Raw genomic sequence first — 13027 nt, forward strand, 5'->3', positions numbered from 1 at the left:
TCTCCTAAAAGATTTCGGCAGACAAGGACCTGCCGGGTTGCTTCTTAAAATAGAGAGGATTGGCTGAGGTTCAATGCGATAAAAAAGATGCGTGAAACTCGGGCCAATCAGGGGCCAGATCAGCGCGCCAGCCATTGGCGAATCCGGCTAGGGGTGCGGCCTCAAGAGTGTCGCCCCTCCAAACCGCCGGAGACGCTTGCAAAGCAAGCCGTGGACGCCCCGTGGCACGCCAGTCTGGCAGCATCTGCAGGCCGTTTTCACCCAAAGCCCGAATCTCAGACCCCGGAATATCGGGGCCGGACAGCACCCAACGCGCGTCCCATGTAGCCGTGATTGTCGCGGTCAGGCCGTCAACCGCGTTGAATTCCCTGCAGATCCACTGTTTTTCTGCCTTTGAAAACAGCAAACAGCCCCCAATTGCGGCGGGACCCCCGTTCAGAATGGCCTGCAACGCCTGATCCACAGTCGATTGGCGCGGCGGGTAGCCGGGGCCCGCGATCCACGACACCGCGCCAACCAGAACCCGTCGGCGGATTTCTTCGGGCAGCGCCGCAAAGCCCTCGCGATCCAGCACAACGGCCCCGGCATCGACGGCGGCAACCCGTTGGGCGGAGACCTGCGCATAGCGTTCCAGCGCCTCACGCGCTTGTGTGAGGTTGTCGGCGACACGCGTCAGGGTTTCGGCCGATATGCCTAGCGGCTTTAAATCCGACACGGCTTGCCGCGCCTTGATCCGATCAAAGCTGGTATCCTGATTCGAGGGGTCCTCGACCCAATGCGTGCCAATCTCGATCAAATAGGCCCGCAGCCGGTCCCGAGTGATCCCCAGCATGGGGCGCAACAGGTCGATCCCATCGCGGGTCCGAGCGCTTGGCATACCCGACAACCCCGTGACGCCGGCTGAACGGGCCAGTCGCATAAGAAGTGTTTCGGCCTGATCATCCGCCGTATGACCCAACGCAATCGCGCTGATGTTGTTGCGCTTTGCCCACTCAGTCAGCAAGGCATACCGCGCCTGCCGGGCGTGATCTTGCAGATTGCCTGCACCGTCCCACCCCTGCCAATGCAAGGTATCATGAGGCATACCCAGCGTGGCGGCCTGTTTTGCAACCGTTCGGGCCTCACCCGCCGACTCGGCGCGCAAACCGTGGTCAACCGTGGCGGCGAACAGTTCCACCCCCTCCTCCGACGCAATGCGGTGCAAAAGGTGCATCAGGGCAACCGAGTCCCCTCCGCCCGAGACCGCGATGCCCAGACGCTCCGGCAAACGTTCAGGCAACCGGGCGCGCAGATCGGATGTCAGTGTGTCGAGTGGCGGGGTCAAGAACACCCCAAGGAGGCCATTTCCTGCACCGCACTTGAGGCTTGACCCGAGGACGGGAAGCGCACGCCAACCTCGGACAAGGTGATACAGGCTTGATCGGTCTGTCCCAAACGACCCAAAGCTGCGCCAAGTTCAAACAGCGCCTCGGGGGCCACGGCACCTTCGGAATCTCCGGTGAAGCTGGCGAGGAATGCACGTGCGGCCTCGCGCGTATCCCCGAGCCCTTCGAGCGCTTTGCCACGGTTCAAATGCGCCTCCGGCGCAAGCGGGCTGCCGGGATAAGAGGTGTCAAATTGCGCGAACATCGTGGCAGCTGTCTGGAAGTCACCATCGGCCAGCGCCTGCGACGCATCGTCGAAATCCGCTCGCTCGCCAACGGCCAGCTCGCCCTGGTCCGAAGTGTTCGGCTCCGTCGGCGCGGGTGTTACCGCAGCGGTGGATTCCCCTTCGCCACCCAAAGTCGAGGTCTCACCCAGTGTCGATAGATCGCCGCCTTCCAGCTCGACCAATCGGAATTCAAGATCTCCGATCCGGTTGGTGCCGTCGGTCACGATGTTCTGGACGCGCTGGTTCAGTTGCTCGGTCTGACGGGTCAGGCGCTGCAATTCTGCCTCAATCGCATCCACACGTTCAAGGATCGAGCTGCCAGACAGGTTTGGCGCGGGAGAGCCGGTGGTCGAAAACTCACGCTTGAGGCGCTGTATCTCGACATGAAGCACGGTCAGCTCCTGCCGGATATCCGCCAGGGTCTGCTGATCCTGCGCTTGCGCCACGCCCGCTGTTGCCACAACTGCGGCCAGAACCCATCCTGCAACTCTCATCGTCTTACCCCAAGGTTGAACCAGTCAGCACCGTCACCGCGCGGCGGTTTTTGGAATAGCAATCTTCGGTGCTGCAAATCTCGATCGGGCGTTCTTTGCCGAAGCTGACCGTCGTCAGACGATTGCCTGCGACCCCACGCGAAATCAGGTATTCACGCGCCGCATTGGCCCGGCGTGCGCCCAGCGCAAGGTTGTATTCCCGCGTGCCCTGCTCATCCGCGTGACCTTCGATGGTTGCCACGTAATCCGGGTTGGCCAGCAGCCATTCCGCCTGCCCTTGCAAAACGGTCTGCGCCTGCGGCGACAGGGTGGACTGATCAACCGCGAACAGAACACGATCCCCGACCGTCTGCTGGAAATACGCGGGCGAGCGCGGATCACTAGGAGAACCCGCAACGATCGAGCCGCTACCACCAGCGCCGCTGCCACCCAAAGCCGAAGGATCATTGTTGGTACAGGCCGCGACCACGCTCAGCGCGCCCAAGGCCAGGATTTTGCCCAATACGTTCATCTCAAGTGCCTCGTTGTTTTGTTTGTTGCCGCCTGTCTATCACAGCGACTGTTTCTTGTGAACTTTGCCGCGCAGTGGCGGCGATCAATTCTGCAATGGCCCCCAGGACGGATCGCTGCCACCATCCGGCGTCCGCACGGGGCGCAGGTTCCGACCCGAGATATCCACGGAATAGAGCGTCGCCCGACCGCTTGCGCCTTGCGTTTCACGGGTGAACATGATGACGCGACCGTTTGGCGACCAGGTCGGGCCTTCGTCGAGGAAGGACGATGTCAGCAGGCGTTCCTCGCTGCCATCGGTGCGCATCACGCCGATATGGAATCGACCTTTGTTCTGCTTGGTGAAGGCAATCAAATCACCACGCGGCGACCAGACCGGCGTACCATACCGCCCCTGACCAAAGCTGATCCGCGTCGCTTCGCCTCCGTTTGCCGCCATCACATAAAGCTGCGGCGTGCCCGAGCGATCGCTTTCAAACACAATCTGGCTGCCATCCGGTGAATAGCTGGGCGCGGTTTCAATCGCAGGCGTGTTGGTCAGGCGCGTACTCTGACCCGAGGCCAGATCCATCCGCCACAGATCGGTGTTGCCACCCTGAATCAGCGAATACACGATCGACCGCCCGTCCGGCGAAAAACGCGGAGAAAAGCTCATAGTGCCGTCCTGCGTCCGCAGCTCGCGCCGCTGCACACGACCGACATCCAGAATGTAGATCCGCGGGCTGCCGCTTTCGTAGCTGGTATAGAGCAGTTGCTCGCCTGTCGGTGAAAAGCGCGGGGCCAGAACGATGGCCGCGCTATCCGTCATATACTGAACGTTGGCCCCATCATAATCCATGATTGCCAAACGCTTGAGGCGCTGGTTCTTAGGGCCACTTTCAGATACAAAAGCAACGCGGCTATCGAAATAGGCGCCTTCACCGGTGATACGGCTATAAACCTGATCAGCAACCTTGTGCGCCATGCGCCGCCAGCCATCCGTGGTGCCCGCCAGCTGCAGACCGTTACCAAGTTCTTGCCCCGAGAACACATCCCAGACCCGGAACCGAACCGTCAGCCGCTTGCCCGAGACATTCACAGCCCCTGTCACCAAAGCCTGCGCGTTGATCGCTTTCCAATCGGCAAACTGGACTGGAGCGTCGAAACTGCTGACCCGGCTGATGAACGCTTCCGAGGAGATTTCGCGAAACAACCCCGTTCCGGTCAGATCCGCCGCAACAACACGCGAGATATCGTTAGCGAACTGCGTCGCCGCCGGGCCGTCGGGTACGAAGTTGGGAACCGCAAAGGGCATCGGCTCGATGATGCCTTCATCAATTTCCAACCGCAGGGGGCTGTTCTGAGCGTAAACCGGAGCTGACACCAGGGTCAGCCCAAGAAAGAGGCTGGTCAGAAGTTTCATCATTTGATCCGCATCCTCTCGGGATTGAATGTAATCTCAATATCCTGCCAGTGATCGTATTTGTCAGCAGGCAGATCATATCCACGCGCGCCACAGCGCAAAATTGCGCGTCGGGCCGCCTGATAGGCTTTATTTTCGGCATCCGAAGCACCGCCAGAGCTATTCAGCAAGCGAATGCTCTCGTCGATAATCGTGCCATCTCGATTGAGCGAGAACGCAACCGTCACCACTACGTTCAGCGCATCGGTCGACAGCGATCCGACATTCCAGCACCGCGAGACCGCAACGCGCATCGCGTCCTTTTCACCGCTGGTGAGGGGCGGGCCGGAGGGTTCAGTGCCGCCCGCCAATGCCTCGGACAGCGCGTCATTGATGGCGTCGCTATTGTCCGGCGCAGGCGCTGGCGTGGGCGTTTCCGGGGCCGGTTCGGGGGTTTCTGCAACCTCAGGCGCGGGTTCAGGACGGTTGGGCCGCACACGCGGACGCGGCGAGGTCAGAGGCGCTGGCTCGTCGGTCTCTTCGGCCTCGGTCACGATCTCGGGCGCGGCTTCTTCCGGGGCCGTCTGATCTTGTTGTTCTTGCTGAGTCTCAGCGCCTTCGTCCAGTGAAACCGGAGGTGTTTCCACCTCTTCCGGCTCAGCTTCGGGCGGAGGCGGCGCGATAGCCTCGGGGGCGACACGCTCAGCCGGGCTGGGTTGTGCTTCAGGTCCCGGCGGCACCGGCAAGGCGGCCGTTTCCGGTTCCGTCAATGTCGGAGGTTCTTCGGGCAACTCAGGCTCAGGCGGAACCTCGACCGTTTCGGGGACGGTCTCAGGCTCCGGCTCTGCGGGCGTCACGGGCTCGGGGCGCGGCTGTTCTTCCGGGGTCACCTCAGGGGTGCTGACCTCAGGCTCTGGCGCCTCGGGTTGCTCCAGAGTACCCGGAGACTCCGGCAGCTCAGGCTCATCGCGCTGCGCGGTGAGCGCTGCGAATTGCTCAGCCGAAATCACGGAAACATCCTGCACTTGTGTCGGCAGCGGCTCGGACCGGAAGGTGCCGCCGAACAACGCCCAGCCGATCAGGCTGACATGCGCAATCGCTGAAATCTTGGTGCCGGTATCCACCGCGCGACCCCACCTTTACCCATCGTCCAGCGTCGGCCCGCCGGTATCCGTCACCAGACCCACATTCGAAAACCCGCCCGCATTCAGCGCGCCCATAACCTGCATCACCTGCGCGTAGGGGATCGCCCCATCCGCCCGCAGGAAGACACGGTCACTGCTGCGTTCTGCCGCGATGGCGCGCAGCCGTCCAATCAGCTCTTCGCGCGCGATGTCCGTAGTCTGGATCTGAATACGGCCATCGGCGGTCAGCGTGACGGTCAGCGGTTCCTCACTATCGCCAGGCAAAGCGCTTGCGGCAGTCTTGGGCAGATCGACCGGCACGCCAACGGTCAGCAGAGGTGCAGCGACCATGAAGATGATCAACAGCACCAGCATGACGTCGACAAAGGGCGTGACGTTGATCTCAGCCATCGGCTGGGCGCGACCGCGCCGGCGTCCGCGCCTACGTCCGTTCCCGCCCGAGCTTTGCTGAACCGCTGCCCCCATGGTCAGCTATCCAACTGGCGCGACAGGATGGTGGCGAATTCATCGGCAAAGGCCTCATAGCCTCCAACGATCCGGTCACTATCCGCGCTGAGCTTGTTGTAGAAAATCACCGCCGGGATCGCGGCCAGCAGGCCCAGACCGGTGGCAAGCAACGCCTCGGCAATGCCGGGCGCCACAACGGCGAGGTTGGTATTCTGCTGCTCGGCAATCTCGATAAACGCATTCATGATGCCCCAGACCGTGCCGAACAGACCAATGAACGGCGCAGTTGAGCCAACAGTCGCCAAGATCGGCAGACCCTTCTGCAGTGTCTCAGCCTCTTTTGCGATTGCCACATCCATCGACCGGTCGATCCGAGCCGTCGCCCCGGCGATCAAACCTCCATCCGTGCGATGCGACCTGCGCCACTCGATCATGCCGGCCGCAAATATCTTCTCGGAACTGCCATCGGGCTGCGAGCCGATCTGCTCAAACAACTCATCCAGCGGGTTGCCAGACCAGAAGCTCTCATCAAATTTCTGCGCTTCGCGCCGGGCCGCGCGATAGTTGATGAGTTTCTGAATGATGATGCCCCAGGACCAAATCGACGCCGCGATCAGCATCAGCATCACCAGTTTTACGATAAAGGTCGCGCGGGCATACAGCCCCCACATGGAGAAATCGATCTCCTGCGCCAGCGCCAGCGTTTCAGCTTCCATGAACCTGCTCTTTTTTGCCTGATGGCCGTTTGTTTGGCCTTGTTTTGCCAAACGCTAACGCAGTTGGGGTTGAAAAGCCAACAGAACCACCCCAGGCTGCGAAAATGTTACATCAATGCGCGAATCTCTGCCGGAAGGCGGATTGGTTTGCCGTCTTTGTTGATGCACACCGCTGTAACCGAGGCACGAAAAATATCGGTCTCACCCCGTTTCACCAGTTGCGCCATGGTCAGGCGCACGCCGGAAATCTCGGTTACTTCTGTTTCGACAATCAACTCGTCATCAAACTTGGCGGGCGACAGGTAGTCCGCCTCGACTCGCCGTACGACCCAAACGATCCCGTCATCCCGCATGGCGTTCTGGTCATTGCCCAAACGGCGCACCCAGTCCGAGCGCGCCCGTTCGATGTAGCGCAGGTAGTTCGCGTGATAGACGACCCCGCCCATGTCGGTGTCTTCATAGTAAACGCGAACTGGAAAGATGTGCTTCATTGCGGAGGCTCCAATCGGGCAAACAGGCGTAACGCGTGCGAGGCATCCTGCGCCGCCCCCGGCAAGATCGGATCGTAAGCGGCTCGGATCAGGCCCGCAATATCCGGGCGCAGGATTGTCGCCTCACCCGCCACAGCCAGAGGCGATTGCTTTCGAAACGCCGTATCCGACCACAGCAGAATGGTCTGCACCACTTGACTAAGCGCCAGAGTCTCGGCCGGGACTTTGGACAGTTCTTTGTCCATGCGGAGAAATACAAAGGCCGCGCGGATCGCGCCATCTTCTTCGAACCGGAAGATCCGGTACTGATTGGCATCCGCCGCGACCAGACGCTCAACCAAAGGCGCCAGATCGGGGATAAGGCGATCCAGATCCGGAACCTCCAGCAGTTCCTGCCAGTCGCGGAAGAAAAAGACCATGCAATTGGCGCCCAGTTCAGGGTCCGTTTCGGCCATCTTGTGACCGGCCAGCGTCACCACCGCCTCGAACGCGCCTTTGACGGTTGCCAGCGTCTCATCCTCGACACCGAAAACGATCGGTACGATGGGGCGACCCCACCGCGCAAACAGGAACTCTCCGCTTTCGCGCGTAAACAGCGCCTCGATCTCGTCCGGTGTCACGCCCAGCCTTTCATTTTTTAAAATGCTCTCATTGAAGGCTTAAAATCTCTGGGTGCTGCCTTCAACCAAACAGATCGCTCTGACCCTTTGGTGCAGCCATGCCCAAATGCGTCCACGCCTTTTGTGCCAACATCCTTCCGCGTGGCGTGCGTTGGATCAGCCCCTGCTGCAACAGATATGGCTCGATCACCTCCTCAAGCGAGTCGCGACTTTCCGACAAGGCCGCCGACATCGTCTCAATCCCAACAGGACCACCGCCATAGTTCTCAGCGACCAGTTTCAGATACCGGCGATCGGCTCCGTCCAACCCAAGATGGTCCACGCCCAAACGTGTCAGCGCGCCATCGGCCAATTCGCGCGTAATCCGCCCGTCGCCCTCGACGATCGCGAAATCCACCACGCGCCGCAGCAGCCGCCCTGCGATCCGAGGCGTCCCACGCGACCTGCGCGCAATCTCACGCGCGCCGTCGTCGTCTGCTGGCGCGCCGAGTTTGCGCGCGTTGCGGGTGACAATCTCGTGCAACTCATCGACCGTGTAGAATTGCAACCGGGTCGGGATACCAAAACGGTCGCGCAGCGGCGTAGTCAGCAGACCCATCCGCGTAGTGGCTCCAACCAGCGTAAACGGCTGCAATTCAATCCGAACGGTTCGCGCTGCTGGACCTTCGCCAATCACCAAATCCAGCTCAAAATCTTCCATTGCAGGATAGAGAACTTCCTCAACCGCCGGGTTCAAGCGATGGATTTCGTCGATGAAAAGCACATCGCGCGCTTCCAGATTGGTCAGGATTGCCGCCAGGTCGCCCGCCTTGGCAAGAACCGGACCAGAGGTCATACGGAAATTCACGCCCAACTCGCGCGCCATGATTTGTGCCAGCGTGGTTTTCCCCAAACCCGGAGGACCATGGAACAGCGTATGATCCATCGCCTCGCCGCGCTGCTTGGCGGATTGGATGAAGATGCGCAGGTTTGCGCGCGCCTCGGCCTGACCGATGAACTCATCCAGCCCCTGCGGGCGTAGGGCGCGATCATTGTCCTCGGGCAGAGGGTCCGGCCGCAGCGTGGGATCGGCGTCTACCATTCAATCACCCTTTCGGAGCCAGCAGCTTAAGCGCCGCGCGGATCAACTCAGCCTCGCCCGCGTCGGGCAGATTGGCCGCCGCCTCCGCCACCGCCGAGGCCGCCTCGGATGGGCCATACCCCAAATTCGACAAGGCCGATAACGCCCCCGCAGAGGCCGCCGCCGACCCCGAGGCCGGTTTTGCGGTCCGCTTCGGCACTGGTTGCGGCTCGACGGTCTCAACAACTTCCAACGCTGGGCCGTCCATCGCCTCGGTCACGGTGCCGCCCATCGCCATAACGCCCGGAGCCTTGTCCTTCAGGTCCAGCACGATGCGCTGAGCGGTCTTCGGACCGACCCCCTTGGCAGCCTTCACCGCGCCCCAATCGCCCAGAGCAATCGCGCGGCTTACCCCATCCGGCCCCAACGCGCTGAGAATGGCCAGCGAGACCTTGGCCCCAACGCCCTGAACCGAACACAGCAGTCGATGCCATTCCTTCTCAATCAGTGAGAGGAATCCGTAAAGCTGCATCAGGTCCTCACGCACGACCATGTCGGTGTAGATCGAGACCGCCTCACCCACACCCGGCAACGCAGCCATGGTCCGGTCAGAGCAATAGACGATGTAGCCAACGCCTCGTACGTCGATCAGGACGTGGTCCGCCGCGCGATAGTCCAGACGCCCTGTCAGTTTACCGATCATGCCCTCACCTCTTTCACACGCGGCTGTTGTGTCTTGCCGTAATACGCATGACAGATCGCGATCGCCAATGCATCCGCCGCATCCGCGCCCTTGGGCAGACAGCCCGGCAGCTGCAGCTTGACCATGTGCAGGACCTGCTCTTTCTCGGCATGCCCAACGCCAACGACGGTTTTCTTGACCCGGTTCGGCGCATATTCCCCCACAGGCAGCCCGGCCTGTGCCAGCGTCAGCAAAGCAACACCTCGCGCCTGACCGAGTTTAAGCGTTCCGGCACCGTCCTTGTTCACGAAAGTCTGCTCAATCGCAGCTTGGTCGGGCCTGTATTCGGCGATGACCTCGACAATCTGATTGTGAAGAGACAGCAGCCGCTCGCCCAGATCATCCCCGTCAGATTTGCACAAACCGTTCGAAACGTGGCTCAACCGGCTGCCGTTTGATTCGATAACGCCCCATCCCAGGGTCCTAAGCCCCGGATCAATGCCCAGAATTCGCATGCTTCGCCTCAGCCCGCTCGGGTTTTGTGATCTTTTTTCAACGGATAGCACGAAGCGTGAACATTTTCCAAGCGAATTGACCCTAAGTCTGAAAACGACACCGCCATCCTGCGCGCGACACGAAGGACGGTTTGCGACTTCGAAAAGTCTGAAATCGACACTTTTATGAACCCGTTTTAATCATGTTTTTAAGGTGCTTACAGATTCAGCAAGCGTTGCAAAAACTGCATAGGACACATGCAAAAAATGCTATTGCGCGGGCAAATCTTCGACACTAGATGCCGCTCAGATCGCAAGATCAAATGTTCACACAAACCAGAAGGAAACAGGATATGGCTGCACTGGACTCGACCCGCATCGCCACCACTGGCTCATTCGGCCTCGTTGGCCGTATCGGCGCATTTTTCACATCGGTTGCACATGCCGCCGTCGATTGGAATGACGCCCGCGTAACACGCAACGTGCTGACCGGTCTGAGCGACCGCGAACTGGATGATATCGGCCTGTGCCGCGGCGACATCGACGTCATCGCCGAAGGCCGCCGGTAAGACGACCCACTCGCGATACGCCCCTTTCTCCTCCCTGTAGGGGCGCAAAGAAACACCGCGAGCCGAAAGGCCGCGGTGTTTTCTGTTTCAGCTTGTGCTTAGTAGAGAACTTTGTTGAGCTGAACCGAGAGGAACTGTGAAACCGGGTCGATCTGCATGATCCAGGCGCCTGCCTGTTCGACCTGTGTGCCCTCTTTCAGGCTGTCGATGCGGTATTGATATCCTGAGGGGCCGAGGCTGGACAAAAGAAACGCTTTAAACGCGAAAACTGCCAGCAGAGTAAACAGCAGAACTTTGGCCGGAACCGCAGAGCGGACCCTTTGCGGCTTCATCACTACCAAGCCATCTTTGCGCATCGTCGCGCGATAGCCTTTGCTAAGCTTCGAGTGCTTCTTGTTCAGACGCTGAACGCGCTGATCAAATTCCAGTTGTTTTCCCGCCATGGCAGCCTCCATAAAACCGCCCCCCATCAAAATGATTAAAAAAGGGTAAGCATAGATTGCGACAAAAACGTGGCGCGACTCTAGAAAACTCCTGTAAATAGCCCTGATTTAGCCCTGTTTACTTAAGATTAGCGTCGTCCATTCACCAATCTCACCTCGATGATGCAGATTGAAGCCATTGTGGGAATAAACATTCACCACATCATCGGACTGTTCGTTCAGGATTCCCGACAGGATTGCATAGCCCTCCGCCCGCAGATTCGCCGAGATTTCCGGCGACAGAGCGACCAGCGGACCCTTCAGGATGTTGGCGAAAATCAAATCATAGGGCGCGTGCGCGTTCAGGTCCGGGTGATCGAAGCCAGCGGCCTCGACACAGTGAACCTGACCGGACATGCCATTGGCCTTCAGGTTCGCTTCGGCCACATCGACGGCAACCTGATCAATGTCACTGGCGATGATGTCCCCTTCCCAAACACGCGCAGCTGCCATGGCCAGCACGGCAGTCCCACACCCGATATCGGCGACCTTGCTGGCCGAGAACCCTTCGTCCAGCAACTGATCAAGCGCCTTTAGACAGCCCAGAGTCGTTCCGTGGTGGCCGGTACCAAAGGCCATCGCGGCCTCGATCAACAGGGGGATCCGACCTTCGGGCAGCTTGTCGGCGTCGTGGCTGCCATAGACAAAGAAACGGCCCGCCTCGACCGGGGCCAGTTCACGGCGCACATGGGCAACCCAATCGGTTTCGGGCAGCTCGGACACCACAAAGGGCTTGGCCTCAAAGGCCGCGGCCAGTACGGCCAGCGCCGTCTCATCGGGGGCTTTGGTGAAATACCCGCCAACTTCCCACAGACCCGAGCCATCTTCGACCTCAAATACTCCAACGCCAGTGGGTTCGGGATCCAGACGCTCCATCGCTTCGCCAAGGCCTTCGGCGGGTTTCTTGCCGGTCAGCGTGGTAAGAGCGGTGAATGTGGGCATGGGGGCCTCCTGTCTGGGTCAGGACAGCGCCTAGGGCTTGGGCCCACCAAGGTCAAGCTCTTGCGCCTATTCGGCGGGTGCCGGCGCGTATTTGGTCAGGATGGTCTCATTTCCCGGCTCGGGATGGCGCGGGATCAACAGAGACAGGGCTAGCGAGATCATCGCCATCGCCGCCGCCAGCGCAAACACTGCGCCGGGTGAGGCCACCCAAAGCAACCCAAGCAGCGCGGGAAGGAACACCGCCGCGATATGGTTGATGGTAAACGCCACAGCGGCCGTCGGTGCGATATCGGCGGGATCGGCGATTTTCTGGAAGTAGGTTTTCAAGGCCAAAGCCAGCGCGAACAGCACATGGTCGATCACATAGAGGGTCGCCGCCAGAACCACGCCCCACCCAAACCAGTAGATGCCGCCATATGCTGCGAAAACAATGGCTAGTCCGGCATATTCGAAGATCAATGTCCGGCGCTCGCCAAATTTGGACACCGCTTTGCCCAGCATCGGAGCCGCGGCCATATTGATCACGAGGTTGATCAGATACAGGCTGGTCAGTTCGTGCACCTCGAATCCAAATTTCTCAACCATCATGAAGCCCGCGAACACCACAAAGATCTGACGGCGCGCGCCTGCCATGAATTGCAGCGCGTAATACAGCCAATAGCGTTTGCGCAGGATCAGCTTCTTGGTCTGAGGCGTCGGCGCGTCGAATTGCGGATAGGCCAACAGGCAGAACAGAGCCAACAGCGCCGTCGCACCGCCCGCCATCATGAAGACGAAGTTATAGGACAGGTCGAACCGGTCCCATGTCAGGACGATCAGCCCATAGACCACCGCCGTGGCCGCCGAGCCCATTGCCACAAGCCATCCCAGAATCTGCGGCGCGCGGTCCTTCGGCAGCCATTGCAACTGCAGCGACTGGTTGACCGTCTCGTAGTAGTGAAAGCCGATCGAGCTGAAGAGCGTTACGAACAACAGCCCGCCAAGGCTTGGGAACCACGCAGTCACCGCCGTCGCCACTCCCAACATCATCAGCGAGATCATGGCCAGCACCTGTTCCCGCACAAATATGATCACAGCGATCACACCTACGGCTAGAAAACCCGGTATTTCCCGCACGGTGTGCAACAAGCCGATATCCGCGCCATCGAAATTCGCCACTTCGATGACAAAGTTGTTCAAAAGCGCGCTCCATCCATTGAATGCAATGGGCATAGTCAGCGCCATCATGAACAGCAGCGTGATCGGGCGACGCCAGAACGGCAGGCTTTGCGCCTCGGAAAGTGGCATGGGTTTCAACATGCGACTCCCTCTACGCCGATTTTTGCGCTTTGGCGAGAGGAGAG

The 13027-nt window shown here is 60.0% G+C and carries 16 protein-coding genes; 1 reads left to right on the forward strand and 15 read right to left on the reverse strand.

The features are described from left to right. Window positions 1–70: 70 nt before the first annotated feature. From tilS to ruvC, 12 genes are all read right to left on the reverse strand, one after another. Window positions 71–1330, reverse strand: coding sequence for a tRNA lysidine(34) synthetase TilS (gene tilS, locus ACR0B5_RS09145; protein WP_480540075.1), 1260 nt, complete (start codon window positions 1328–1330; stop codon window positions 71–73). Then, window positions 1321–2145, reverse strand: a complete 825-nt coding sequence (ybgF, locus tag ACR0B5_RS09150; RefSeq protein ID WP_170677039.1) for a tol-pal system protein YbgF — start codon at window positions 2143–2145, stop codon at window positions 1321–1323. Before ybgF ends, tilS begins: the two co-directional genes overlap by 10 nt. 4 nt (window positions 2146–2149) lie before the next feature. Further along, entirely contained in the window at window positions 2150–2656 is a 507-nt protein-coding gene (gene pal, locus ACR0B5_RS09155; RefSeq protein ID WP_170462258.1) for a peptidoglycan-associated lipoprotein Pal, read from the reverse strand. A gap of 84 nt (window positions 2657–2740) precedes the next feature. Beyond that, window positions 2741–4060, reverse strand: a complete 1320-nt coding sequence (tolB, locus tag ACR0B5_RS09160) for a Tol-Pal system beta propeller repeat protein TolB (protein WP_480540077.1) — start codon at window positions 4058–4060, stop codon at window positions 2741–2743. Further along, window positions 4057–5160 carry an energy transducer TonB gene (locus ACR0B5_RS09165; protein WP_480540079.1) on the reverse strand — a complete coding sequence of 368 codons (1104 nt, stop codon included), beginning with the start codon at window positions 5158–5160 and terminating at the stop codon, window positions 4057–4059. The genes tolB and ACR0B5_RS09165 overlap by 4 nt, the downstream gene beginning before the upstream one ends. A gap of 15 nt (window positions 5161–5175) precedes the next feature. Then, the gene (gene tolR, locus ACR0B5_RS09170) at window positions 5176–5646 is read right to left on the reverse strand and encodes a protein TolR (RefSeq protein WP_170472004.1); all 471 of its coding nucleotides are present in this window, start codon (window positions 5644–5646) and stop codon (window positions 5176–5178) included. A gap of 2 nt (window positions 5647–5648) precedes the next feature. Further along, window positions 5649–6344 carry a protein TolQ gene (gene tolQ / locus ACR0B5_RS09175; RefSeq protein WP_170377803.1) on the reverse strand — a complete coding sequence of 232 codons (696 nt, stop codon included), beginning with the start codon at window positions 6342–6344 and terminating at the stop codon, window positions 5649–5651. A 107-nt stretch (window positions 6345–6451) separates the two neighbouring features. Continuing rightward, entirely contained in the window at window positions 6452–6835 is a 384-nt protein-coding gene (gene ybgC / locus ACR0B5_RS09180) for a tol-pal system-associated acyl-CoA thioesterase (RefSeq protein ID WP_170554706.1), read from the reverse strand. Then, a complete protein-coding gene (locus tag ACR0B5_RS09185) occupies window positions 6832–7455 on the reverse strand; it encodes a hypothetical protein (protein WP_480540081.1) in 624 nt (207 codons plus the stop codon). The genes ybgC and ACR0B5_RS09185 overlap by 4 nt, the downstream gene beginning before the upstream one ends. 61 nt (window positions 7456–7516) lie before the next feature. Beyond that, window positions 7517–8536, reverse strand: a complete 1020-nt coding sequence (gene ruvB, locus ACR0B5_RS09190) for a Holliday junction branch migration DNA helicase RuvB (RefSeq protein ID WP_170462271.1) — start codon at window positions 8534–8536, stop codon at window positions 7517–7519. Between the two features lie 4 nt (window positions 8537–8540). After that, window positions 8541–9218 carry a Holliday junction branch migration protein RuvA gene (gene ruvA, locus ACR0B5_RS09195; RefSeq protein ID WP_480540083.1) on the reverse strand — a complete coding sequence of 226 codons (678 nt, stop codon included), beginning with the start codon at window positions 9216–9218 and terminating at the stop codon, window positions 8541–8543. Beyond that, window positions 9215–9712: a crossover junction endodeoxyribonuclease RuvC gene (gene ruvC / locus ACR0B5_RS09200; RefSeq protein ID WP_170377793.1), complete on the reverse strand. Its 498-nt coding sequence runs from the start codon at window positions 9710–9712 to the stop codon at window positions 9215–9217. The genes ruvA and ruvC overlap by 4 nt, the downstream gene beginning before the upstream one ends. Before the next feature lie 332 nt (window positions 9713–10044). Here ruvC and ACR0B5_RS09205 point away from each other — a divergent pair, with 332 nt between their 5' ends. Further along, window positions 10045–10260: a DUF1127 domain-containing protein gene (locus ACR0B5_RS09205; protein WP_170472013.1), complete on the forward strand. Its 216-nt coding sequence runs from the start codon at window positions 10045–10047 to the stop codon at window positions 10258–10260. A 98-nt stretch (window positions 10261–10358) separates the two neighbouring features. Here the strand turns inward: ACR0B5_RS09205 and ACR0B5_RS09210 are convergent, their stop codons facing one another. From ACR0B5_RS09210 to ACR0B5_RS09220, 3 genes are all read right to left on the reverse strand, one after another. Continuing rightward, window positions 10359–10703: a hypothetical protein gene (locus tag ACR0B5_RS09210; protein ID WP_170377788.1), complete on the reverse strand. Its 345-nt coding sequence runs from the start codon at window positions 10701–10703 to the stop codon at window positions 10359–10361. A 108-nt stretch (window positions 10704–10811) separates the two neighbouring features. After that, window positions 10812–11684, reverse strand: a complete 873-nt coding sequence (locus ACR0B5_RS09215; RefSeq protein WP_480540085.1) for a 50S ribosomal protein L11 methyltransferase — start codon at window positions 11682–11684, stop codon at window positions 10812–10814. Window positions 11685–11750: 66 nt separating this feature from the next. Next, window positions 11751–12983 carry an MFS transporter gene (locus ACR0B5_RS09220; protein ID WP_170477551.1) on the reverse strand — a complete coding sequence of 411 codons (1233 nt, stop codon included), beginning with the start codon at window positions 12981–12983 and terminating at the stop codon, window positions 11751–11753. Window positions 12984–13027 lie beyond the last annotated feature (44 nt).

It is taken from the genome of Ruegeria sp. AG1, assembly GCF_056541705.1.

What these genes read in the sequence shown, in the direction of transcription:
- ruvB (WP_170462271.1), bottom strand. Translation starts at nt 8,536, where the DNA reads ATGGTAGACGCCGATCCCACGCTGCGGCCGGACCCTCTGCCCGAGGAC.
- pal (WP_170462258.1), bottom strand. Translation starts at nt 2,656, where the DNA reads ATGAACGTATTGGGCAAAATCCTGGCCTTGGGCGCGCTGAGCGTGGTC.
- ybgF (WP_170677039.1), bottom strand. Translation starts at nt 2,145, where the DNA reads ATGAGAGTTGCAGGATGGGTTCTGGCCGCAGTTGTGGCAACAGCGGGC.
- ACR0B5_RS09215 (WP_480540085.1), bottom strand. Translation starts at nt 11,684, where the DNA reads ATGCCCACATTCACCGCTCTTACCACGCTGACCGGCAAGAAACCCGCC.
- ACR0B5_RS09205 (WP_170472013.1), top strand. Translation starts at nt 10,045, where the DNA reads ATGGCTGCACTGGACTCGACCCGCATCGCCACCACTGGCTCATTCGGC.
- tolR (WP_170472004.1), bottom strand. Translation starts at nt 5,646, where the DNA reads ATGGGGGCAGCGGTTCAGCAAAGCTCGGGCGGGAACGGACGTAGGCGC.
- tolB (WP_480540077.1), bottom strand. Translation starts at nt 4,060, where the DNA reads ATGATGAAACTTCTGACCAGCCTCTTTCTTGGGCTGACCCTGGTGTCA.
- ACR0B5_RS09220 (WP_170477551.1), bottom strand. Translation starts at nt 12,983, where the DNA reads ATGTTGAAACCCATGCCACTTTCCGAGGCGCAAAGCCTGCCGTTCTGG.
- ruvA (WP_480540083.1), bottom strand. Translation starts at nt 9,218, where the DNA reads ATGATCGGTAAACTGACAGGGCGTCTGGACTATCGCGCGGCGGACCAC.
- ybgC (WP_170554706.1), bottom strand. Translation starts at nt 6,835, where the DNA reads ATGAAGCACATCTTTCCAGTTCGCGTTTACTATGAAGACACCGACATG.
- ruvC (WP_170377793.1), bottom strand. Translation starts at nt 9,712, where the DNA reads ATGCGAATTCTGGGCATTGATCCGGGGCTTAGGACCCTGGGATGGGGC.
- tolQ (WP_170377803.1), bottom strand. Translation starts at nt 6,344, where the DNA reads ATGGAAGCTGAAACGCTGGCGCTGGCGCAGGAGATCGATTTCTCCATG.
- ACR0B5_RS09210 (WP_170377788.1), bottom strand. Translation starts at nt 10,703, where the DNA reads ATGGCGGGAAAACAACTGGAATTTGATCAGCGCGTTCAGCGTCTGAAC.